Annotated in this window: 25 protein-coding genes and 1 pseudogene; 10 read left to right on the plus strand and 16 right to left on the minus strand. The window is 65.9% G+C overall.

The genetic code is table 11. The features are described from left to right. Positions 1–73: 73 nt before the first annotated feature. The 5 genes from ABID37_RS06785 to ABID37_RS06805 all read right to left on the minus strand — a co-directional run bounded on the left by ABID37_RS06785 (position 74) and on the right by ABID37_RS06805 (position 2,397). Positions 74–490 carry a GNAT family N-acetyltransferase gene (locus tag ABID37_RS06785; RefSeq protein ID WP_354193447.1) on the minus strand — a complete coding sequence of 139 codons (417 nt, stop codon included), beginning with the start codon at positions 488–490 and terminating at the stop codon, positions 74–76. 107 nt (positions 491–597) lie between these two features. Beyond that, complete coding sequence (locus tag ABID37_RS06790) at positions 598–825, minus strand: hypothetical protein (RefSeq protein ID WP_354193448.1); 228 nt, start codon at positions 823–825, stop codon at positions 598–600. An 88-nt stretch (positions 826–913) separates the two neighbouring features. Next, positions 914–1,573 (minus strand): peroxiredoxin, encoded by a 660-nt coding sequence (locus tag ABID37_RS06795; protein ID WP_354193449.1) that lies wholly within the window; start codon positions 1,571–1,573, stop codon positions 914–916. Positions 1,574–1,743: 170 nt separating this feature from the next. Next, the gene (locus ABID37_RS06800) at positions 1,744–2,109 is read right to left on the minus strand and encodes a cell division protein ZapA (protein ID WP_354193451.1); all 366 of its coding nucleotides are present in this window, start codon (positions 2,107–2,109) and stop codon (positions 1,744–1,746) included. A 15-nt stretch (positions 2,110–2,124) separates the two neighbouring features. Beyond that, positions 2,125–2,397 carry a DUF4164 domain-containing protein gene (locus ABID37_RS06805; protein WP_354193452.1) on the minus strand — a complete coding sequence of 91 codons (273 nt, stop codon included), beginning with the start codon at positions 2,395–2,397 and terminating at the stop codon, positions 2,125–2,127. 245 nt (positions 2,398–2,642) lie between these two features. Between ABID37_RS06805 and tkt the strand changes: the two genes are divergently transcribed. The 5 genes from tkt (at position 2,643) to ABID37_RS06830 (ending at position 8,561) form a co-directional block, all read left to right on the plus strand. Continuing rightward, positions 2,643–4,634, plus strand: coding sequence for a transketolase (gene tkt, locus ABID37_RS06810; RefSeq protein WP_354193454.1), 1,992 nt, complete (start codon positions 2,643–2,645; stop codon positions 4,632–4,634). 132 nt (positions 4,635–4,766) lie between these two features. Then, complete coding sequence (gene gap / locus ABID37_RS06815; protein ID WP_354193455.1) at positions 4,767–5,777, plus strand: type I glyceraldehyde-3-phosphate dehydrogenase; 1,011 nt, start codon at positions 4,767–4,769, stop codon at positions 5,775–5,777. Positions 5,778–5,896: 119 nt separating this feature from the next. Then, a complete protein-coding gene (locus tag ABID37_RS06820) occupies positions 5,897–7,096 on the plus strand; it encodes a phosphoglycerate kinase (protein ID WP_354193457.1) in 1,200 nt (399 codons plus the stop codon). 139 nt (positions 7,097–7,235) lie between these two features. Next, the gene (locus ABID37_RS06825) at positions 7,236–8,261 is read left to right on the plus strand and encodes a class I fructose-bisphosphate aldolase (RefSeq protein ID WP_354193459.1); all 1,026 of its coding nucleotides are present in this window, start codon (positions 7,236–7,238) and stop codon (positions 8,259–8,261) included. 141 nt (positions 8,262–8,402) lie between these two features. Continuing rightward, positions 8,403–8,561 carry a DUF3309 family protein gene (locus ABID37_RS06830; protein ID WP_354193460.1) on the plus strand — a complete coding sequence of 53 codons (159 nt, stop codon included), beginning with the start codon at positions 8,403–8,405 and terminating at the stop codon, positions 8,559–8,561. 44 nt (positions 8,562–8,605) lie between these two features. Here ABID37_RS06830 and ABID37_RS06835 read toward each other — a convergent pair whose 3' ends face one another. After that, complete coding sequence (locus ABID37_RS06835) at positions 8,606–9,784, minus strand: MFS transporter (protein ID WP_354193462.1); 1,179 nt, start codon at positions 9,782–9,784, stop codon at positions 8,606–8,608. 168 nt (positions 9,785–9,952) lie between these two features. Between ABID37_RS06835 and ABID37_RS06840 the strand changes: the two genes are divergently transcribed. Then, positions 9,953–10,426, plus strand: coding sequence for a VOC family protein (locus ABID37_RS06840; RefSeq protein ID WP_354193563.1), 474 nt, complete (start codon positions 9,953–9,955; stop codon positions 10,424–10,426). Positions 10,427–10,442: 16 nt separating this feature from the next. Here ABID37_RS06840 and ABID37_RS06845 read toward each other — a convergent pair whose 3' ends face one another. After that, positions 10,443–10,751, minus strand: a complete 309-nt coding sequence (locus ABID37_RS06845) for a DUF1244 domain-containing protein (protein WP_354193463.1) — start codon at positions 10,749–10,751, stop codon at positions 10,443–10,445. Between the two features lie 44 nt (positions 10,752–10,795). After that, positions 10,796–11,593 (minus strand): N-formylglutamate amidohydrolase, encoded by a 798-nt coding sequence (locus tag ABID37_RS06850; protein WP_354193464.1) that lies wholly within the window; start codon positions 11,591–11,593, stop codon positions 10,796–10,798. A gap of 382 nt (positions 11,594–11,975) precedes the next feature. Between ABID37_RS06850 and ABID37_RS06855 the strand changes: the two genes are divergently transcribed. Together ABID37_RS06855 and pyk are read left to right on the plus strand one after the other, a co-directional pair. Beyond that, complete coding sequence (locus tag ABID37_RS06855) at positions 11,976–12,431, plus strand: DUF1036 domain-containing protein (RefSeq protein ID WP_354193564.1); 456 nt, start codon at positions 11,976–11,978, stop codon at positions 12,429–12,431. Then, positions 12,428–13,861, plus strand: a complete 1,434-nt coding sequence (gene pyk, locus ABID37_RS06860; protein ID WP_354193466.1) for a pyruvate kinase — start codon at positions 12,428–12,430, stop codon at positions 13,859–13,861. The genes ABID37_RS06855 and pyk overlap by 4 nt, the downstream gene beginning before the upstream one ends. An 88-nt stretch (positions 13,862–13,949) precedes the next feature. Here the strand turns inward: pyk and ABID37_RS06865 are convergent, their stop codons facing one another. Both ABID37_RS06865 and ykgO read right to left on the minus strand, forming a co-directional pair. Then, positions 13,950–14,564 (minus strand): tetratricopeptide repeat protein, encoded by a 615-nt coding sequence (locus ABID37_RS06865; protein ID WP_354193468.1) that lies wholly within the window; start codon positions 14,562–14,564, stop codon positions 13,950–13,952. A 104-nt stretch (positions 14,565–14,668) separates the two neighbouring features. Next, positions 14,669–14,794: a type B 50S ribosomal protein L36 gene (gene ykgO, locus ABID37_RS06870; RefSeq protein ID WP_035022199.1), complete on the minus strand. Its 126-nt coding sequence runs from the start codon at positions 14,792–14,794 to the stop codon at positions 14,669–14,671. 259 nt (positions 14,795–15,053) lie between these two features. On the opposite strand from ykgO, the pseudogene ABID37_RS06875 reads away from it, so the two are divergent. Then, positions 15,054–15,308, plus strand: a pseudogene (locus ABID37_RS06875) (YMGG-like glycine zipper-containing protein); the annotation flags it as partial. Between the two features lie 218 nt (positions 15,309–15,526). On the opposite strand, the gene rpsP reads toward ABID37_RS06875, so the two are convergent. The 4 genes from rpsP to ABID37_RS06895 all read right to left on the minus strand — a co-directional run bounded on the left by rpsP (position 15,527) and on the right by ABID37_RS06895 (position 19,077). Continuing rightward, positions 15,527–15,916, minus strand: coding sequence for a 30S ribosomal protein S16 (gene rpsP / locus ABID37_RS06880; RefSeq protein ID WP_354193470.1), 390 nt, complete (start codon positions 15,914–15,916; stop codon positions 15,527–15,529). A gap of 66 nt (positions 15,917–15,982) precedes the next feature. Beyond that, complete coding sequence (locus ABID37_RS06885) at positions 15,983–16,309, minus strand: chorismate mutase (RefSeq protein WP_354193471.1); 327 nt, start codon at positions 16,307–16,309, stop codon at positions 15,983–15,985. Between the two features lie 7 nt (positions 16,310–16,316). Beyond that, entirely contained in the window at positions 16,317–17,879 is a 1,563-nt protein-coding gene (ffh, locus tag ABID37_RS06890) for a signal recognition particle protein (protein ID WP_354193473.1), read from the minus strand. A gap of 226 nt (positions 17,880–18,105) precedes the next feature. Next, a complete protein-coding gene (locus tag ABID37_RS06895; protein ID WP_354193475.1) occupies positions 18,106–19,077 on the minus strand; it encodes a CPBP family intramembrane glutamic endopeptidase in 972 nt (323 codons plus the stop codon). A 253-nt stretch (positions 19,078–19,330) separates the two neighbouring features. On the opposite strand from ABID37_RS06895, the gene ABID37_RS06900 reads away from it, so the two are divergent. Next, on the plus strand, positions 19,331–20,146 hold the full coding sequence (locus ABID37_RS06900) for a lytic murein transglycosylase (protein WP_354193476.1): 816 nt from the start codon (positions 19,331–19,333) through the stop codon (positions 20,144–20,146). A gap of 22 nt (positions 20,147–20,168) precedes the next feature. Here ABID37_RS06900 and ABID37_RS06905 read toward each other — a convergent pair whose 3' ends face one another. Together ABID37_RS06905 and ugpE are read right to left on the minus strand one after the other, a co-directional pair. After that, complete coding sequence (locus ABID37_RS06905; RefSeq protein WP_354193478.1) at positions 20,169–21,233, minus strand: sn-glycerol-3-phosphate import ATP-binding protein UgpC; 1,065 nt, start codon at positions 21,231–21,233, stop codon at positions 20,169–20,171. A gap of 5 nt (positions 21,234–21,238) precedes the next feature. Continuing rightward, positions 21,239–22,087 carry a sn-glycerol-3-phosphate ABC transporter permease UgpE gene (ugpE, locus tag ABID37_RS06910; RefSeq protein WP_354193565.1) on the minus strand — a complete coding sequence of 283 codons (849 nt, stop codon included), beginning with the start codon at positions 22,085–22,087 and terminating at the stop codon, positions 21,239–21,241. Positions 22,088–22,110: the final 23 nt, after the last annotated feature.

A 22,110-nucleotide genomic window follows, 5' to 3' on the forward strand; every position in this document is an offset into this window, starting at 1 on the left:
TCCAAAAACAAACGGCGCTCCGAACGGGGCGCCGTTTTCGTTTGACCTTGGTTTTGCCGCCGGGAGGCCCGGTTCAGGGCACTTTGAAGGCCATGCCGAGGGATTTCGGCGCGGTTTCCCGAAAGCCGAACTGCTCGTAGAGCTTGTTGGCGGGCACATCCGCGATCAGGCTGACATAGGCCGAGGAGGGAAGCGCGGTTTTCACATGCTCCATCAGCGCCGCCATGATGGCCTTGCCCAGCCCTTTGCCCTGATGCTCCGGCTCGACGACGATGTCGACGATCTGGAAAAAGCAGCCGCCATCGCCGATCAGCCGCCCCATGCCGACGACCTTGTCGCCGTGCATCACCAGCGCGGCAAAGCGGGTGCCTTTCAGTCCGATGCTGGCGGCATCCCGCGAAAAGGCGCTGAGGCCCCCGGCGGCGCGCAGGCGCATATAATCTTCGACGGAAGGGTGGCGGGCCAGTACCCGATAGTCGGATGAGGTCATGCTGCTGCCTTTGCGGATGCCTTGTTCCGAACTGTCATGGACGACGGTTCACGGCAAGGCAACGCTTCCTGCCGGGGAGCCGCCGCTGATGCCGGACGCGGGCATCGTCAGGCTTCTCTCTTGGCCAGCCAGACGGTCGCGCCGCAGCAGGCAGGAGCGTTCTTCCCATGCCTGAGAACGGTGAACCCGTTGCCGGCAAGCAGGGCCAGGCGTTCATCGGCATCGAGGCTGGCGTGATAAAGCGGTTTGCCCGCGAAGCTGCCGATCGCCTCGCCATGCGTGGCGCCGGGGTTGATCGCTTCCGGCAATTCGTCCTTGTCGGGCGCGATAGCCATTGCGCGTGTCCGGAATGAATGGCCCCGGATAAAAAAACGTCGCGAAACCGCATGAGTCCGCGACGTTTGGGCAGTTGCCTGACCTTTGTCAGGCCGTCGGCTGCCTGGTCTTGCGGATATAGGGCAGGATGGTCTCGTAGGAGCCGAAGCGCTTGACGGCGTCCTCGTCGGAGACGGCGGCGGTGATGATGACGTCATCGCCCTGCTTCCAGTCGGCCGGCGTCGCCACCTGGTGCTTGGCGGTGAGCTGGATGGAATCGATGGCGCGCAGGATTTCCTGGAAGTTGCGGCCCGTCGACATCGGGTAGGTGAGGACCAGCTTGATCTTCTTGTCCGGCCCGATGACGAACACCGAGCGCACGGTGGCGTTGTCGGCGGGCGTGCGGCCTTCGCAGCTATCGCCGGCTTCGGCGGGCAGCATGTCGTAGAGCTTGGCGACCTTCAGCTCGGGGTCGCCGATCAGCGGATAGTCGACCGCATGGCCGGTGACGGCGCGGATGTCGTCCTTCCAGCGGTTGTGGCTCTCCACCGGATCGACCGAAATGCCGATGATCTTGGCATTGCGCTTGCGGAACTCGCCCTCGAGCCCGGCCATGGTGCCGAGCTCCGTGGTGCAGACCGGCGTGAAGTCCTTGGGATGGGAGAACAGCACCGCATAGCCGTCTCCGATCCAGTCGTGGAAATGGATGGTGCCCTGTGTGGTCTCGGCCGTGAAATCGGGGGCCGTGTCGTTGATACGGAGGCTCATGGCGTGTCCCTGCCCTGTTGTCTGGAAATTGGCTGAACATAGTCTAGCCCGTGCGGACGCGCTCCCGGAAGGAAAGCGTTACCGGCATATGGGCCGTTCCGGAATAGTATTCCAGGCCGGTCGATTTTAACAGTATGGAATTCCAGAGGCGAACGGCGCTCCGCCCCGCCTCACTCCTTGCGGAAGGCCAGCGAGGCGGCGAGTGCTTCCATGCGCTCGGCCAGCGCGCCCAGCGCGCCGGTGAGGGCCGCATCGTTCTTGTCGGCCTTGCTCAGCGCGTCGTCGCGGGTCTTGCGCAGGGTCTGGATCTCGCTCTCCATGCCCTTGATGTTCTTTTGCTGTTCCGAAAGCTCGTCCATGACCATGATGCCGGCCATCACCGTCAGCCGCTGGTCGCCGATCTCGCCGAAGGATTCCTTGAGGTGGAGCACATAGCGGTCGAAGCGCTCGGCGAGGCCGATCAGGTGCTCTTCCTGACCCTCGTCACAGGCCATGCGGTACTGCTTGCCGTCGATCGAAACCGTCACCTGGGCCATTGCGACACTCCCGAACTATCTGTCCAGCACCGCACGGATGGTTTCCATGGCGGTCACCAGACGCCGCGACACTTCCTTGTTGGCTTCTTCGAGCCGCTCGGCGCGGGCTTCCGAATTGTCGAGCTCCTGCGCCAGCCGCGAGCGGTCAGCGTTCATGCGCTGCACCTCGGCCTCGGCCTCGGCATAATCGCGTTCATGTTCGAGCCGGGCCGCCACCGCGTTCTCGAGGTTTTCCATGGCCTTGCCCAGACGGGCGATGACCTCCTTGAGCGTGGTGTCCCCGGTCATGGCTGCCATCCCATTTGTGCGCATCACCGAATCGTACGCGTTCAGAACGCGTTATCGAGGAAACATTAGGCTCCGGGTGAACCATGCGTCAACAAAGCTCTCGCCCTGTCCCCCGCTAAGGATGGGGCGGACCGTCCCGATTGCACCGAAAAGGCATCAAAACGCACCGATTTGTTGACTTCAAGGCGTCGCCTGCTATGTGTCGCGCACTCCCTTTCCCAGCCCAGATCCTGCCTGGAGGAACCATGCCCTCGCGTGAACAACATGACCGGATGGCGAATGCGATCCGCTTTCTTTCCATGGATGCGGTCGAGAAGGCCAATTCCGGCCATCCGGGCCTCCCGATGGGTTGTGCCGACATCGCCACGGTGCTGTTCACCCGCTTCCTGAAGTTCGATGCCCGCAACCCGCACTGGGCCGACCGCGACCGCTTCATCCTTTCGGCCGGCCACGGCTCGATGCTGCTCTATTCGCTGCTCTACCTGACCGGTTACGAGGACATCACCCTCGACGAGATCAAGAATTTCCGCCAGCTCGGCTCGCGCACCGCCGGCCATCCCGAATACGGCCATGCCGCCGGCATCGAGACGACCACCGGGCCGCTCGGCCAGGGCATCGCCAATTCGGTCGGCTTCGCCCTGGGCGAGCGCATCATGAATGCCGCCTTCGGCGACGATCTGGTCGACCACTACACCTATGTGCTGGCCGGTGACGGCTGCCTGATGGAAGGCATCAGCCAGGAGGCGCTCTCGCTGGCGGGCCACCTCAAGCTCAACAAGCTGATCGTCATCTGGGACGACAACAACATCTCCATCGACGGCGCGGTCTCGCTGTCGGACTCCACCGACCAGCCCGCGCGTTTCGCGGCCTCGGGCTGGAACACGCTGAAGATCGACGGCATGGACCCGGAAGCCATCGCCGCCGCGCTGGAAGCGGCCCGCAAGTCCGACCGCCCGACCCTGATCGCCGCCAAGACCACAATCGGCTTCGGCGCGCCGACCAAGGCCGGCACCTCCAAGGTGCACGGCTCGCCGCTCGGCGCCGAGGAAATCGCCGGCGCCCGCAAGGCGCTGGGCTGGTCCTATGAGCCGTTCGACGTGCCCGCTGACGTGCTCGACGCCTGGCGCGCCGCCGGCGCCAGGGGCGCCGAGGCACGCGAGGCATGGGAAGGCCGCCTGGCCAAGACCGATGCCGCCAGGCGCGCCGAGTTCGAGCGCCGCATGTCCGGCAAGCTGCCGCAGGGCTTCGACGCGGCCATCGCCGACTACAAGAAGAAGCTCGCCGAGGACAAGCCGAAGGTCGCCACCCGCAAGTCGTCGGAAATGGCGCTGGAGGTCATCAACGGCGTGGTGCCGGAGACCATCGGCGGCTCGGCCGACCTCACCGGCTCCAACAACACCAAGACCAGCCAAACCAAGCCGATCACGCCCGGCAACTACGGCGAGCGCTATGTCCATTACGGCATCCGCGAGCATGGCATGGCCGCGGCCATGAACGGCCTGACGCTGCATGGCGGCATCATCCCCTATGGCGGCACCTTCCTCACCTTCTCCGACTATGCGCGCCCGGCCATGCGCCTGGCCTCGCTGATGGGCATCCGCTCCATCTTCGTCATGACCCATGATTCCATCGGGCTGGGCGAGGACGGTCCGACCCACCAGCCGGTCGAGCACGTGGCGGCGCTGCGCGCCATCCCCAACCACAACGTCTTCCGCCCGGCCGATGCGACCGAGGCGGCCGAGTGCTGGCAGATCGCGCTGGAAACGGAAAAGACCCCGTCGACGCTGGCGCTGACCCGCCAGAACCTGCCGGCGCTACGCACCACCTATGTGGAAGAAAACCTGTGCCGCAAGGGCGCCTACGAACTGGCCGCCGCCGAGGGCGGCGAGGCCGCGGTGACCATCTTCGCCACCGGCTCCGAGGTCGAGATCGCGCTCAAGGCGCGTGACCTGCTCCAGGGCCACGGCCATCCGACCCGCGTCGTCTCGGTGCCCTGCCTCGATATCTTCGAGCAGCAGGACGAGGCCTACCGCAAGGCGATCATCGGCAAGGCCGCGGTCAAGGTGGCGGTCGAGGCCGGCATCCGCCAGGGCTGGGACGCGGTGATCGGCTCGGACGGCATCTTCGTCGGCATGACCGGCTTCGGCGCCAGCGGCACCATCGAGCAGCTCTACGCCCATTTCGGCATCACCGCCGAGGCCGTGGCCAAGGCCGCCGAAGGCCGGCTGCACGGCTGAGCCCGGGAGGCAGGCCCCTGGAATTGATAGGCCAGGGGCAGGCTAATCGGTTTGAAGCGCATGGCGGGAGATGGATTCCAGCACCCGCCTCTTTTAAGAACGGCAGGGATTTTCCCGCTTCAGGAGACGGACATGACTGTGAAGGTTGCCATCAACGGATTTGGCCGCATCGGCCGCAACATCGTGCGCGCGATCTATGAAAGCGGCCGCAAGGACATCGACGTGGTCGCCATCAATGATCTCGGCCCGGTCGAGACCAACGCGCATCTGCTGCGCTACGATTCCGTGCATGGCCGCTTCCCGAGCGAGGTGAAGGTCGACGGCGACACCATCTCCGTCGGTTCCGATTCCTTCAAGGTGTTCGCCGAGCGCGACCCGTCCAAGCTGCCCTGGGGCGAGCTCGGCGTCGACATCGTGCTGGAGTGCACCGGCATCTTCACCTCCAAGGAGAAGGCCTCGGCCCACCTCGCCGGCGGCGCCAAGCGCGTCATCGTGTCGGCCCCGGCCGACGGCGCCGACCTGACCGTGGTCTACGGCGTCAACCACGACAAGCTGTCGAAGGACCATGTCGTCATCTCCAACGCCTCCTGCACCACCAACTGCCTGGCCCCGGTGGCCAAGGTGCTCAACGACGCCTTCGGCATCGAGAAGGGCTTCATGACCACGGTGCACGCCTATACGGGCGACCAGCCGACGCTCGACACCATGCACAAGGACCTCTACCGCGCCCGTGCGGCGGCGGTGTCGATGATCCCGACCTCGACGGGTGCGGCCAAGGCCGTCGGCCTCGTGCTGCCGGAGCTGAAGGGCAAGCTCGACGGCGTGTCGATCCGCGTGCCGACGCCGAACGTCTCGGTCATCGACTTCAAGTTCGTGCCGAAGAAGAAGGTCACCGTCGAGGAGGTTAACGCCGCGCTGGTGGCGGCCGCCGACGGCCCGCTCAAGGGCATCCTCGCCTACACGCGCGACCCGCTGGTCTCCATCGACCTCAACCATGATGCCCATTCCTCGACCTTCGCGCTCGACCAGACCAAGGTCATCGATGGCGATCTGGTGCGCGTCATGTCGTGGTACGACAACGAGTGGGGCTTCTCCAACCGCATGGCCGACACGGCCGTCGCGTTTGGCAAGACCATCGGCTGATCGCCGCCGCCCGATCGAGACGCCCGGCTTTGCCGGGCGTTTTGCTTCGCGCAGCGTGACTTGGACAATTTTCGTCGCCTGCACTCGCCGGGCGACCTTCTGGATTAAGGGGATTTGACATGACGGTCGGCTTCAAGACGCTGGATGACATTGGCGATATCCGCGGCAAGCGCGTGCTGGTGCGCGTGGACCTCAACGTGCCGATGGCGGAGGGCAAGGTCACCGACGCCACCCGCATCGAGCGGGTCGGGCCGACCATCGCGGAACTGGCGGACAAGGGCGCGAAGGTCATCCTGCTCGCCCATTTCGGCCGTCCCAAGGGCGAGCCCAAGGCGGAGTTCTCGCTGGAGCCGGTGGCGAAGGCCACCGCCGGGGTGCTCGGCCGCGCCGTCGGCTTTGCCGGCGACTGCGTGGACGAAAAGGCTGCCGCCGCCGTCGCCGCCATGCAGGACGGCGACGTGCTGCTTCTGGAGAACACCCGCTTCCACAAGGGCGAGGAGAAGAACGATCCCGATTTCGTCAAGGCGCTGGCCGCCAATGGCGACATCTACGTCAATGACGCCTTTTCCGCCGCGCACCGGGCGCACGCCTCGACCGAGGGGCTGGCCCATGTGTTGCCGGCCTATGCCGGACGCACCATGCAGGCCGAGCTGGAAGCGCTGGAAAAGGGACTGGGCAACCCGGCCAAGCCGGTGGTGGCCATCGTCGGCGGCGCCAAGGTCTCGACCAAGATCGACCTCCTGAGCAACCTGGTGCGCAAGGTCGACGCGCTGGTCATCGGCGGCGGCATGGCCAACACCTTCCTCGCCGCGCGCGGCACCGAGGTCGGCAAGTCGCTGGCCGAGCACGACCTGGCCCAGACCGCCAGGCAGATCATGATCGCGGCGGCCGAAGCCGGCTGCGCGGTCATCCTGCCGGTCGACGGCGTGGTGGCGCGCGAGTTCAAGGCGGGCGCCGCCAACGAGACCGTCGCCATCGATGCGGTGCCGCAGGACGCGATGATCCTCGATGCCGGCGAAAAGAGCGTCGAGACGATCAACCAGTGGATCGACCGGGCGGCGACGCTGGTCTGGAACGGCCCGCTCGGCGCGTTCGAGATCGAGCCGTTCGACCGCGCCACGGTGGCGGCCGCGCGCCATGCGGCTGAGCGCACAAGCGAGGGCAAGCTGATCTCGGTGGCCGGTGGCGGCGACACGGTGGCCGCCCTCAACCATGCCGGCGCCGCCGACGACTTCACCTATGTCTCGACCGCCGGCGGCGCCTTTCTGGAATGGATGGAGGGCAAGCCGCTGCCCGGCGTCGAGGTTCTGAAGCGCTGATACCCACAGCTTCCCCGGTCGCGGCGGAACCCTTGGCCTTTCAATCGATTAGGAAGCGCGGCCGGCATTTCTTTGCCGGGCGGGTTCTGCTATGCGGCGGGCATGCTTTCCAGCCGGCACCTTTTTGAGGAGTGACACAATGAGCGAACGTCTTGAGGATATCGCGGCGGCCATGGTGGCCGACGGCAAGGGCATTCTTGCGGCGGACGAAAGTTCCGGCACGATCAAGAAGCGTTTCGACGTCATCGGCGTCGAATCCACCGAAAACAACCGCCGCGACTATCGCGAGCTGATGTTCCGCGCCAAGGAGGCGATGAGCCAGTATATTTCCGGCGTCATCCTCTATGACGAAACCATCCGCCAGAAGGCCGCCGACGGCACGCCGCTGGTCGACATCATCAAGGCCGCCGGCGCCATTCCCGGCATCAAGGTCGATGCCGGCGCCAAGCCGCTGGCCGGCTTCCCCGGCGACACCATCACCGAGGGCCTCGACGGCCTGCGCGAGCGTCTGGCCGAGTACCACAAGCTCGGCGCCCGCTTCGCCAAGTGGCGCGCGGTGATCGACATCAACGAGGAGGAGGGCGTTCCCTCGGGCTACGCCATCGACGCCAACTGCCATGCGCTCGCCCGCTATGCGGCGCTGTGTCAGGAAGCCGGCATCGTGCCGATCGTCGAGCCGGAAGTGCTGATGGACGGCGCCCACGACATCGACACCTGCTATGAGGTCACCAAGGTCACACTGCTCCAGCTCTATGCCGAGCTGAATGCCGCCGACGTGGTTCTGGAAGGCACGATCCTCAAGCCGAACATGGTCATCGCCGGCAAGAAGTCGGGCACGAAGAACTCGCCCGAGGAAGTGGCCGAGAAGACCATCAGGCTGTTCCGCGAAACGGTGCCCTGCGCCGTTCCGGGCATCGCCTTCCTGTCGGGCGGCCAGTCGGACGAGGAGGCGACCGCCAACCTCAACGCCATCAACGCCATCGGTCCGCATCCGTGGAAGCTGACCTTCTCCTATGGCCGCGCCCTGCAGGCCGCGCCGCAGAAGGCGTGGAGCGGCAAGGCGGACAACGTCGCCGCCGCGCAGGCCGCCTTCACCCACCGCGCCCGCATGAACTCGCTGGCCGCGCTCGGCAAGTGGCAGGATAGCCTGGAAAAGGCCGCCTGAGAGGGCGGCGAACCGCCATTCTTCCTGAAACCCGGGCCTTGCGCCCGGGTTTTTTTCATGGGCGCCGGAATCGGGTGCCGGGAACGCCGGGGCGGGCTTGCGCATTGTGGTTGAGACAACCATCAAGCGGGAGGTCCACCCATGCCCCTTACGACGCTTCTCATCATCATACTGGTGCTGATCCTGATCGGCGCGGTGCCGAGCTGGCCCTATTCGCGCAATTGGGGCTACGGCCCCTCCGGCATCGTCGGCGTCATCCTGGTGGTGCTGCTGATCCTGGTGCTGATGGGGCGGATCTGACGCCGGGCCTGTCTTTGTATCGCGCTCACGCCTCCGGTGGGGCTTCACTCGGCCGGCTGGGTGGCGCTGAAATCGGCGCGCCGGACCCGCCCCGCCATCAGGAACACGATGACCAGCAGCCCTGACAGGCCGATGAACACCGGGCTGAAGCCGACATGCTCTGCGACGAAGCCGATGGCCGAGGGGGCCACAAGAATGCCGCTGTAGCCCATGGTGGTGACCACGCTCATGCCGACGCCCGAGGAGATGCCGTGCTGGTTGCCCGCGGCCGAGAAGGCGATCGGCACCATGTTGGCGATGCCGATGCCGCAGAAGGCGAAGCAGGCGATCGCCATCCACGGCGCGGGAGCGAGACCCGCACCCAGCATGCCGGTTGCCGCGATAAAGGCGCTGACCCGCAGCGTCGTGACCGCGCCGAAGCGGTTGCGCACTGCATCGCCGGCGAAGCGCATGCAGGCCATGACGCCGGAAAAGGCGGCGAAGGCGAGGCTGGCCGTCGCGAGATCGGCCCCAAGCTCCTGCTGAAGATAGAGGGCCGCCCAGTCGAGCACAGCGCCTTCCGGCGTCATTGAAAACAGCGCCATCACGCCGATCAGGTAGATCAGGGGATTGCGCGGCAATGAGAAGCGGGGCCGTGCCGTCCCTCCCGGCTGGCCTTCCGAGATCAGGTGACGGTTGGCGAGCATCACGCCGGCAATGGCGACGGCCGTTACGATCGCGGCGTGGGCCAGATGCCCGAATGTCTGGATGCCCAGCCCTCCAAGCCCGCCGCCGACGAAGCCGCCGAGGCTCCAGAAGCCGTGGGAGGAGGACATGATGGCGCGCGCCAGCCGGCGCTCGGCCACCACCGCATTGGTGTTCATGGCCACGTCCATGGCGCCGATGAGGCCGCCGAAGACGATCATGGTGAGCGCCGCCAGCACGAGGTTGGGCGCCAGCGCCACCAGAAGCAGGCCGAAGCTCGCCGCGATGGCAAAGCGGGACAAGACCATGCGTGAGCCATGCCGGGCGATCAGATATCCGCACCATGACATGGCGACGACCGCGCCCGCGCCGAACAGCAGGATGAGCAGGCCGAGGGTGAACCTGCTGATCTCCAGCCGGACCAGAAGCACCGGGATCTGCGGCGCCCAGCTTCCGGTGATGAAGCCGTTGATGAAGAACATGGCGGCCACGGCCCAGCGTCCGCGCACGGCCATGCTTTTCCGGCTCTGTTCATCCATGGTCGATAATCCTGAGGATTGAAGACGCGAGCCTTCTAAATCGTTTTATGCGCTGCGTCCAATCTCTGGACAGCTCATCGGACAGTTGGCGGAACATCGGTCGGCGCGAGCGCGTTTCGTGATCTTGATATACCGTTGAAAGCTGGCTGAAAGGACAAAACAATGGCAATTGCCAGAAACACGATCTGCCTGTGGTACGACAAGGAGGCCGAGGCTGCGGCCCGCTTCTATGCCGAGACCTTTCCCGACAGCGCGGTCACCGCCGTTCGCCGCGCGCCCAGCGACTTCCCGTCCGGCAAGGCCGGCGATGTGCTGACGGTCGAATTCACCGTCCTTGGCATCCCCTGTATCGGCATCAATGGCGGGCCCACGTTCAAGCAGAGCGAAGCCTTCTCGTTCCAGATCGCCACCGACGATCAGGAAGAGACTGACCGCTACTGGAACGCCATCGTCGGCAATGGCGGCGCGGAGAGCGTTTGCGGCTGGTGCAAGGACAAATGGGGCGTCTCCTGGCAGATCACGCCCCGCGTCCTGACCGAAGCGATGGCGGCCGGCGGGGCGGAAGCGAAACGGGCCTTCGACGCGATGATGGAGATGAAGAAGATCGACGTCGCGGCGATCGAGGCGGCCCGGCGCGGCTGACCCGTATCAGCGCGGATCAATGATCCTTTGGCCGGTTCTGCTCGAAGGCGGCCTTCTGCGCGTCGGTGGCCTCGAGTTGATGGCGGGCCTGCCACTCGTCATAGGGCATGCCGTAGACGATCTCGCGCGCCTCGTCCTTCGACAGCGCCACGCCGTCGCCCTCGGCCGCCTCGCGATACCAGTTGGCCAGGCAGTTGCGGCAGAAGCCGGCAAGATTCATCAGGTCGATGTTCTGCACGTCGGTGCGCTCGCGCAGATGCTGGAGCAGGCGGCGGAAGGCGGCCGCCTCGAAATCGCGCTGCTTGTCCTGGCTGATGTCGGTCATCGCAATCTCTCCTGCCTTGAACCTCGGCCTGTCGGTTCCTCGATCTATACCGGGCCGGTGCGCGAGCCGTAGCGGCGCACCTCATGTATATCGGGACGGCGATCGATGGCTTCAACGATGGGGGCGAGGCGCTGCGCCCAGCCACGCGCCGTCTCGGGCATGGCGACAAGGTCCTGCCGGATCTCGATCAGCGCATGCGGATAGCCGTTGACGATGGCGTGGCGGAACATGGTGTCGCCACGCAGCGCACCGTCATAGGGTTCGTTGTCGCCCACCACCAGCGCGCCGTCGGCGGCCAGAGCCTCGATCAGCGGCCTGGCCACGCGGTCGTCGCGGTCCCACAGGACGCCGACATGCCATGGCCGGGCGATGCCCTGCATGGACGGAGTGAAGGAATGCACCGAAAACAGGAAGGGCGCGCGCCCCGAAGCCTTGGCCACGGCGGCGGTCGCGGCCGAGACGGCATCGTGATAGGGCCGGTAGAACATGTCGAGCCGGCGCTGCCGCTCGGCTTCGGAAAGCGGATAGTTGCCCGAAATGATGGTGCCGTCATAAAGCTGGCGGATCAGGGTCGGGTCGTCCTCGCCGCGATTGGGGTCGATGAGCAGGCGCGAGAAATTGGCCAGCACCGCCGGCACGCCGAGCAGGGCGGCCAGTTCGCGCGTCACCGTCTCGACGCCGATGTCATAGGCGATGTGGCGCTCGAACTCGGCTGCCGGCAGGCCGAGCGTGCCGTAATCCTGCGGCAGGTCACGCCGTGCATGGTCTGCGACCAGCAGGATGCCGCGCCTGACGTCGCCTTCAACCAGGTCGAAGGGGGCGAAAACTGTGGATCGGGTCATGGCTGGAAGGAAAGGTCCGTTTTTCGTTCCGGGCTGGGTGATAGAGCAATAGCAGGAAAAGTGGGAACCGATTTTCCGTTCGCCATTGCGTGGAAACTGGAAGATAGAGTTTCCGCGATTTCGCGAAAGCGGAACCCTGCGGTTTCATCCCACGAAGAGGGCATCCTTGCAATGCCGTGGTTTGGACAAGGTTTTTGCCAGAATTCCGCCCCGGGCGACGAACGACCCGCGCGCTCCGCTTTTAAATCGATTGGATTTCGAGGCGGCGGCGCGTTGACATACGCCCGGACTTTGCCGAAAAGGGGCCAAGCACATGAAGAGATCGATGCTGAGGGGTAGGAACAAGGTCCGTGCCGGCACAGGCAGCGCGCGCCGCGCGCTGATGGCCGCATTGCCGTTTGCCGCCGTGCCGCTGGCCCTGCTGGCGCAGGCGGCACCGGCCCATGCCGATTTCAGGGTCTGCAACGCCACGCAGAGCCTGGTCGGCGTCGGCATCGGCTATCGCGCCAAGGCGGGCTGGATCACCGAGGGCTGGTGGCACATCGAGGCGTCGAGCTGCAAGACGCTGATCGAGGGGCCGCTGTCATCGAGGTTTTACTATCTCTATGCAGAAGACGCGGAGCGCGGCGGCCGTTGGGACGGCCCGATCAACATGTGCGTGGCGGAAAAGGAATTCAAGATCGCCGGCGTCACCGACTGCGTGGCACGGGGCTTCCAGCGGGCCGGCTTTCAGGAATACGACACCGGCGAGCAGTCAAGCTGGATGGTCCAGTTGACCGAGCAGCCTACAACGGACGGGGCCTCGTCCCCGGCAACCAACGGTCAAAACGGTCAATGAGACGCAGCCGCAAGGTCAAGATACTCGCCACAATCGGGCCCGCCTCCTCCGAGCAGGCCACGCTCAGGAAACTCTTCGAAGCCGGTGCGGACGTCTTCCGCATCAATATGAGCCACGCCGACCATGAGCTGATGCGCACGCTGATCGGCCGCATCCGCGCCGTCGAGGCCGAGGTCGGGCGCCCCATCGGCATCCTGGCCGACCTGCAGGGCCCGAAGCTGCGCGTCGGCCGCTTCGCCGACGGCAAGGAAACGCTCGCCGTCGGCCAGACCTTCATCCTCGACGCCGATCCCGCCCCGGGCGATGCCACGCGCGTCCACCTGCCGCATCCCGAAATCCTCGCATCCGTACAGCCCGGCCATCGCCTGCTGATCGACGACGGCAAGCTGGAATTGAAGGCGGTCAAGTGCGACGGCCGCTCCATCGAATCCGTGGTGGTGGCCGGCACCTCCATTTCCGACCGCAAGGGCGTGTCGCTGCCCGACACCGACCTGCCGGTCGGCGCGCTGACCGAGAAGGACCGCGCCGATCTCGATGCCGCGCTGGAAGCCGGCGTCGACTGGATCGCGCTGTCCTTCATCCAGCGCCCCGAGGATCTGGTCGAGGCGCGCCAGATCGCCAAGGGACGGGCGCTGCTGCTGTCCAAGATCGAGAAGCCGCAAGCGGTGGCCCGGCTTTCCGAGATCATGGAACTGACCGACGCGCTGATGGTGGCGCGCGGCGACCTCGGCGTCGAGATGCCGCCCGAGGCCGTGCCCGGCATCCAGAAGCAGATCACCCGCGCCGCCCGCAGGGCCGGCAAGCCGGTGGTCGTCGCCACCCAGATGCTGGAATCGATGATCTCCTCCCCGGTGCCGACCCGCGCCGAGGTGTCCGACGTGGCGACCGCCGTGTTCGAAGGCGCCGACGCCATCATGCTGTCGGCGGAATCGGCGGCCGGTGCCTATCCGGTCGAGGCCGTCGCCACCATGAACCGCATCGCCGAGCGGGTCGAGAAGGACCCGACCTATCCGGCCATCATCAACGCCCAACGCTCGACGCCGGAGGCGACCGGGCCGGACGCCATTTCCTTCGCGGCGCGTGAGATCGCCGAGACGCTCGAACTGTCGGCCATCGTCAGCTACACCGCCTCGGGCGCCACCGGCCTGCGCGCCGCGCGCGAGCGGCCGAAGGTGCCGATCATCGCGCTGTCGCCGATCCTCGAAACGGCCCGGCGCCTGTCGCTGGCCTGGGGCACCCATTGCGTGGTGACCGAGGACGCAAAGGACCTCGACGACATGGTCGACCGCGCCTGCCGCATCGCGCTGCACGAGAATTTCGGCGCGGTGGGGGATCGCATCATCATCACCGCCGGCGTGCCGCTCGGCACGTCGGGGGCCACCAACATGCTGCGCATCGCCAGCATCGGCGCGGATGGCGGCGGCAAGTAAGGACGACGGACCCGACCTTAAAACGCCAGTCCGGATGACCCGGGCTGCCGTTTTTCCATAGCTGCCGCGCGGGACCGCGCGGGCCGCTCTAGATGCTCTGGCCGGCCACTTCCTCGGAAAGCGTCGAAAGCTGATCCTGCGCGGCGCGCAGGGCCGGATAGATGTCGAGCACGCGCTGCCAGGCGTCGATGGCGGCTTCCTTGCGGTCGGTGTCGGACATGATGCGGGCAAGGCCCGAGATCGCGCCGTAATGGCGCGGTTCCAGCTTCAGCGTGCGGTCGATGTCGGCCATCGACTTGGCATAGTTCTTCATCGTGTAGTGCAGGGTGGCGCGTCGGTTCCAGCCTTCGGCGAAATCCGGCTGCAAGGTCACCACCTGGTCGAGGAAGTCGAGCGCCACGTCGTATTTCTGCGAAGCGGCCGCCTTCTGCGCCCATTCCATCATCAGGTCCACCGAGGCGCTGCCGGATTGCGACCATTCCCGCTGGATGCGGCGGGCGATGCGCTCGGCCGCCCGCGGGTTGCCCTCGCGCTTCAGTTCGGCAAACAGCCGGTCGAGCCTCTGCGCATGGTTTTCAGCGGGCTTTTCGACGGTATCGCCGGAGGCGGTGCCGTTGGGAAGCGCAGCATCGTCGGCAACGGCCGCAAGGGATGCGGCGCCCAGCGACAGTAACGTCACGCCGATGAGAACGACAAAGCGCATGAAAGGGAATCTAACCCCGTCATGCGCCCGGTCAAACTGAATTTCGCGTGAGTTGCGCAACCGGAAATCCAGAGCCGAAGCCCTGCGCCCGGCCGGCGCCGGTCTCAGCCCTGGCGGGCCTTGTAGCGCGGGTCGGTCTTGTTGATGATGTAGATGCGGCCCTTGCGGCGAACGAGGCGGTTGTCACGGTGACGTGCCTTCAGCGCCTTGAGCGAGTTCTTGATCTTCATGGTACTGCCCGTCAATTTGGCCCTTTGCGGGCGTAACTGAAAAGCGCGCCCAAGAGCGCGCCGAAGTTGTGACAGGCTCATAAACGAGGACCCTTGCCCCTGTCAACCTTCGCATGGCCTGCCGGATGCCGGAAATCGCGTTCAGCCGCCATTCATGATCCGGTTGCCATGGATTCCGCCGCCGCCCCGGATCGAATCTCGTTTTTGTTCGTTATCTGCGGTGGTGAGGGACAGCAATTGTCCGCGAGAGGTTGAGACAATGAAGAAGTTGATCGTGCTTATGGGTCTGCTCGTGCCGCTGGCCGCATGCTCGCAGACGGAACAGGGTGCGGCGATCGGCGGTCTGGGTGGCGCTGCCATCGGATCGGCTGTCGCCTCGCCCGGAAATCGCGCCGAAGGCGCTCTGGTGGGTGGTGCCGTGGGCGCGGTGGCCGGCGCGCTGATCGGATCCGCCAACGAGCCGAACCGCTGCCGCTACCGCGACCGCTACGGCCGCGTCTATGTCGCGCAGTGCCCGCGCAATTATGACGACCGCTATTATGGCCGGAGCTACGATGACCGCTATTACGGGCGGCGCTATGATGATCGCTACTACAGCCGCCGCTACAATGATCGCTACTACGACGGCTACTGACCCGGCAATGCATGAGCCCCCGGCATGATGCCGGACGACAAAAAAGGCTGCGCCGGATCGCCCGGCGCAGCCTTTTTGCGTGAACGAAGCTGGGTGCCTTACTCGGCGCTGGCCTCGGCCGGGGCGGCGGCAGCCGCAGCTGCGGCGGCGGCCGCTTCCTGGGCCTTGGCGAGCAGGGCGGCGCGCTCCTGCGCCTTCTTGCCGGGCTGACCCTTGGTCGGGTTCGAGCGGGCGTCGCGCTTGGAGATGCCGGCCTGGTCGAGGAAGCGGGCGACGCGGTCGGTCGGCAGGGCGCCGTTGTCGAGCCAGTGCTTGACACGGTCGGCGTCGATGGTCACGCGCTCGCCGTCCTTGGGCAGCATCGGGTTCCAGGCGCCCACGGCCTCGATGAAACGGCCGTCGCGCGGGCTGCGCACGTCGGCGATGACGATGTGGTAGTAGGGACGCTTCTTGGAGCCCGCGCGGGCCAGTCGGATCTTCAGTGCCATTTTCTTTCTCCTAAAGCTCTGATGTCTGGGTAGGTGTGATTGGGTCTGTGTGGCTCCGGCCGATGGTCAGCCGGGTTGGGAGGCACCGCCATTGGCGGCGATATGCTCATGGTGGCGGATGACCTCGCGGATGACGAAGTTCAGGAACTTCTCCGCGAAGTCGGGATCGAGATGGGCGTCGTTGGCCAGCCGCCGCAGGCGCTCGATCTGCTGGGATTCGCGCGCCGGATCGGCCGGCGGCAGGCCGTGGGTGGCCTTGAGGACGCCCACCGCCTGGGTGCAGCGGAAGCGCTCGGCCAGCATATGGATGAGAGCCGCGTCGATATTGTCGATCGAGGCGCGGTAGCCGGCGAGCAGGCGCTTGGCCTCGTCGAGGTTTTTCTCTTCGCTCATCGTCCCCTCACTTCTTCTTGGCCGGCAGGCCGCCGAGGCCTGGCAGTTTCATGCCGCCGGGCAGACCCGGAAGACCACCGGGCATGCCGCCCGGAAGGCTCCCGGAAAGCCCCTTGCCGAGGCCGGCGGCCTCCGCCTGCTTCTTCAGCGCCTCGATCTGCTTCGGGTCCATCTTGGAAAGGTCGGGCATTCCGCCCCCCATCAGGCCACCCATCCCCATCTTGGAGGCAAGGCCGCCCATGAGGCCGCGCATCATGCCGCCGCCCTTGCCCTTGCCGCCCATGGCTTTCATCATGTCGGCCATGCCGCGGTGCATCTTGAGCAGCTTGTTGATCTCGGCCGCATCGGTGCCGGAACCGGCGGCGATGCGCTTCTTGCGGCTGTGCTTCAAAAGGTCGGGATTGGCGCGCTCGGCCCGGGTCATCGAGGAGATGATGGCGAGCTGGCGCTTGAACATCTTGTCGTCGAGACCGGCGGCAGCCATCTGGTCCTTCATCTTGCCCATGCCGGGCATCATGCCCATGATGCCGCCCATGCCGCCCATCTTCTGCATCTGGCCAAGCTGGTCAGCGAGGTCGTTCAGGTCGAACTTGCCCGACTGCATCTTCTTGGCCATCGCCGCGGCCTTTTCCGCGTCGATGGTCTCGGCGGCCTTCTCGACCAGGGAGACGATGTCGCCCATGCCGAGGATGCGGTCGGCGATGCGCTTGGGATAGAATTCCTCCAGCGCATCCATCTTCTCGCCGGTGCCGATCAGCTTGATCGGCTTGCCGGTGACGGCGCGCATGGAAAGGGCGGCGCCGCCGCGCCCGTCGCCGTCCATGCGGGTGAGCACCAGGCCGGTGATGCCGACGCGCTCGTCGAAATTGCGGGCGAGGTTGACCGCGTCCTGGCCGGTCAGCGAATCGGCGACCAGCAGGATCTCGTGCGGGTTCGAGGCGGCCTTGATCTCGGCCATCTCGACCATCAGCGGCTCGTCGATGTGGGTGCGGCCGGCGGTGTCGAGGATGACCACGTCATGCCCGCTGAGCCTGGCCGCCTGCACCGAGCGTTTCGCGATGTCGACCGGCGACTGGCCGGTGATGACGGGAAGCGTGGCGACCTTCACCTGCTCGCCGAGCTGGCGCAACTGCTCCTGCGCGGCCGGCCGGCGCGTGTCCAGCGAGGCCATCAGCACCTTCTTGCCCTGCCGGTCGGTCAGGCGGCGCGCGATCTTGGCGGTGGTGGTGGTCTTGCCCGAGCCCTGCAGGCCGACCATCATGAGGACGACCGGGGCGGGCGCGTTGAGGTCGATCGGCACGCCCTCCTCGCCTAGCATGGCGACCAGCTCGTCATGGACGATCTTGACCACCATCTGGCCGGGCTTGATCGACTTGAGAACCGCCGCGCCGACCGCCTTCTCGCGCACCTTGTCGGTGAAGGAGCGCACGACATCGAGCGCCACGTCTGCTTCCAGCAGGGCGCGGCGAACCTCGCGCAGCGCGGCCGAGACATCGGCCTCCGACAGCGCGCCGCGGCCGGTGAGGCCGTTCAGGATCGAGCCAAGGCGTTCCTGCAGCGATTCAAACATGTCTCTTCCTTTTCCCTGCCGTCCGTGGATGGACGAGAGGTAGTGCCGCTCCGGTCCTTCTCCAAGCGAAACCAAAGCCGAAAAGCACCCGGGGGCGCATCGCGCTGCCGGGTGTTGGCCTCCGGGATCGGCTTGTGGTCATGACGGCCACGGCGCCCCGGTCAGCTTCGCGAAAAGAAGACTTGTCGCAGAATTGCGGGCTGTAGACAGGAAAAACCGGCCGGAGTCAAGACCGGGCGGTATCCGCCGCCGCCGCCGCATCGGCTTCCAGCTTCAATGGCGAGCGCGGATGGATCAGGAGGACCAGGGTGAGCGCGCTGCCGGCGATGCCGATCAGGGTCAGCAGCACGGCATGCAGCGGGGTCCAGCCGGGGCCCTCCAGCGATGCGCCCAAAAAGAGTGCGAAGACGCCGTAGGTTTCCTGATGCGAGATCAGCACGAAGCCGAACAGGTTGTTGGCAAGGTGCGCGCCGAAGGCGGCGCCCAGATTGCCGGTGAGCCATACCGTCGCCGCCAGCACCAGCGCGAAGGCGCCGATCGACAGGAGGCCGGCCAGATGCACCGCCGGGTTGGCCGAAGCGCCCCAGTGCAGGACGGTGAAGACGGCCACCGGCAGCACGAACCAGACCAGCGGGCTGGCGAAACGGGCGGCAAGGCCGCGCATCAGGTAGCCGCGGAACAGCATTTCCTCGGCCGAGGTCTGGATGAGGGTAAGCACCGCCACCGGCGCCAGCAACAGCAGCCAGGTCTCGACCGGGATGGCGCCGCGGGAAAGCTCCGGCCGCAGCAGGTAGATCAGCACTTCCGAAAGCATCGAGGTGACGAGGACGGCGATGAAGCCCCTGGCGAAGCCGCTGCGCGACAGGCGGCGGCCTGGGCCGTAGAGGGCGGAGAGCGGTTCGCGGTGCAGGAAGCGCATCGCCAGCCACAGGCCGATCCATATCCCCGAGAAGGACAGCAGCATGGCCGCCACGCCTCCCGGCGAGGCGATGAAGTGGGTCATCAGGTCGGGGCTGGCGGGCTCGCCCGCATCGATGCGGCGCAAGGCGAAGAGATAGGCGCCGCCGCCGATGGCGGCCAGCGTCGTCGCCACCCAGGCGAGGCCGACCACGGCAAGGCCGACGAAAAGCCGTGGCAGGGTGGCTTTTTCTCCGGCCGAGCGGCGGTATCGATCAAAAGCGCGTGAAGAAGCGGTCATGCCTGTCCTGCCGGGTTGGCCCGTCGGAATCATGTAGCGCATGCGGCCGGGAAGTTGAATCGCCGATGCAATTCAATCGCGGATAGGGTAAATGGCTGCGTTCCTGCCGGCGGGCCGCTTTGCCACATTTAGAGCGAACTCCGCCTGCACAGAGCCCGCCTTGCAGGCGCAGCTTGCCGGAACGGCGATGACAATTACACGTTTGACTGGCAAATTCGCGCGGGGACGTGATTCAGGCACTCAGGAGACCGATATGGCATTTCTTGCCAAGGGAAGGATTTTTGCGGCGGCGGCGCTTGCCGCCTTGACAACGGCCGGCGCGGCGCAGGCGGCCGGCAAGTGCGGCAACGACGGCAGCGGCTTCAATGCGTGGGTGGATGCCTATGCGGCCGACGCCAAGGCGAGGGGCATCGACACGCGGCCGTTGCAGGGCATCAAATACGAGACCGGCGTCATCAAGATCGATCGCGCCCAGCACAAGGCGTTCCGCGGCAGCCTTGAGGATTTCATGAACCGCCGCGCGCCGGCCTCCTATGTCAAGAAGGCCAAGGGCTACATGAAGTCCGAGGCTTCGCTGCTGCGCCGCATCGAGCAGCGCTACGGCGTGCAGCCGGAGGTTCTTCTGGCCATCTGGGGCATGGAGACGGGCTTCGGCGCCAATTCCGGCAACAAGGGCGTGTTCGGCCCGCTGGCGACGCTGGCCTATGACTGCCGCCGCTCGGCCTTCTTCACCAACGAGCTGGATTCGGCGCTGATCATCGCCCAGAAGGGCTATATCTCGGCCGCCCAGATGAAGGGCGCCGGCTTCGGCGAACTCGGCCAGACCCAGTTCCTGCCGTCGAAATATCTGGAATATGCCGTCGACTTCGACGGCGACGGCCGCCGCGACCTGATCCGCTCGCGCGCCGACGTGCTGGCCTCGACCGCCAACTTCCTGCGCGGCCATGGCTGGCAGCCGGGTGGCGGATACGGTCCGGGCGAAGTCAATTACAGGCACTGGAACGACTGGAACCGCGCCACGATCTACCAGAAGGCGCTGGCCGAGTTCGCCCGCCGCATCGCCAACTGATACGGGATGGGGCAGACGGGTTTCAGACCCGCTTGCCGTCCTTGTCGAAGAAATGCAGCCGGTCGAGGCCGGCTGCGATTTCCAGCGTGTCGCCGGGCTGGACCATGCTGCGGCCCGGCACCCGCACCACGATGCGCTCGCCGCCGGTGGCGCAGTGCAGGAAGCTTTCCATTCCGACAGGCTCGACCGCCTCCACCGTCACCGGCAGCGAGAGCGCGCCCTTCTGAGGCGACTGCGGGGTCGAGACCAGCGCATCCTCGGGCCGCAGGCCGACGATCGCCGCATGCTGCGGTATCGATCCTTCGATCCTCGCCCCGCCCATCACCGTGGCCGTGCCGTCCGTCTCGCGCGCCAGCGCCAGCAGGTTCATCGGCGGCGCCCCGATGAAGGCGGCGACGAAGGTCGAGGCCGGCTTTTCGTAGACGTCCATCGGCGCGCCGATCTGCTCGATCAGGCCGGCATTCATCACCACCAGCATGTCGGCCAGCGTCATGGCCTCGAGCTGGTCGTGGGTGACGTAGACCGAGGTGACGCCGAGATTGCGTTGCAGGTTCTTGATTTCCACCCGCATCTGGCCGCGCAGCTTGGCGTCGAGATTGGAAAGCGGCTCGTCGAACAGGAACACCTTGGGATTGCGCACGATGGCGCGGCCCATGGCGACGCGCTGGCGCTGGCCGCCGGAAAGCTGGCGCGGCTTGCGGTCGAGAAGCTGCTCCAGTTCGAGGGTCCTGGCGGTGGCGCGCACGCGGCTGTCGATCTCGGGCTTCGGGGTGCGGCGGTTGCGCAGGCCGTAGGCCATGTTGTCGTAGACGCTCATATGCGGATAGAGCGCGTAGTTCTGGAACACCATGGCGATGTCGCGGTCGGTCGGGCCGATCTCATTGACGACCTTGCCGTCGATGGAGATCGTGCCCGAGGAGATGGCCTCCAGCCCGGCCATCATGCGCAGCAGCGTGGACTTGCCGCAGCCCGAAGGCCCGACCAGCACGCACAGCGCCTTGTCGGGAATGGCGATCGAGACGCCTTTTACCGCCTCGACGCCGCCGGCATAGACCTTGCGCACATCGTTGAGATCGACTGTCGCCATTGTTCCTATTTCTCCGACTCGACCAGACCCTTGACGAACCAGCGCTGCATCGCCACCACCACGAGGATGGGCGGCACGATGGCCAGCATCGCCGTCACCATGACGAGGTGCCATTGGGTGTCGGCGTCGGCGAAGGAGATCATCTTGCGCAGCGCGATGACGATGGTGTTCATGCTGTTGCTGTTGGTGACCAGAAGCGGCCACAGATATTGCGTCCAACCGTAGATGAAGAGGATGACGAACAGCGCCGCGATGTTGGTGCGCGACAGCGGCAGCAGGATGTCGAAGAAGAAGCGCCACGGCCCGGCGCCGTCGACGCGGGCGGCTTCGACCAGTTCGCCCGGAATGGTCATGAAGAACTGCCTAAACAGCAGTGTCGCCGTCGCCGAGGCGATCAGCGGCACGATGAGCCCGGCATAGGTGTCGATGAGGCCGAGGTCGACCATCACCTTGTAGGTGGGCAGGATGCGCACCTCGACCGGGAGCATCAGGGTGATGAAGATGATCCAGAAGAAGGTCATCCTGAGCGGAAAGCGGAAGAACACGATGGCATAGGCCGACAGGATCGAGATGACGATCTTGCCGATGGCGATGCCGAGTGCCATCACCGTGGTGTTGACCAGCAGCGTATCGACGCCGACCCCGCCGATCCGGTTCACCCCGCCCGACAGCGCCTGCGAGTAGTTGTTCCAGAATTCCGGCCCCGGCAGCAGCGGCAGCGGCGGGCGCAATATGGTCTGCAAGGTGTGGGTGGAGGCGACGAAGGTGTAGTAGATCGGGAAGGCGACGATGAGGATGCCGAGGATCAGGATGGCGTGGGCGACATAGATGCCCGTGGCCGACTGGCCGATCATCAGCTTGTCGTGGCCGCTGGCCG

This window comes from Aquamicrobium terrae, assembly GCF_040545735.1.
GTDB classification, from domain to species: Bacteria; Pseudomonadota; Alphaproteobacteria; order Rhizobiales; family Rhizobiaceae; genus Mesorhizobium; species Mesorhizobium terrae_A.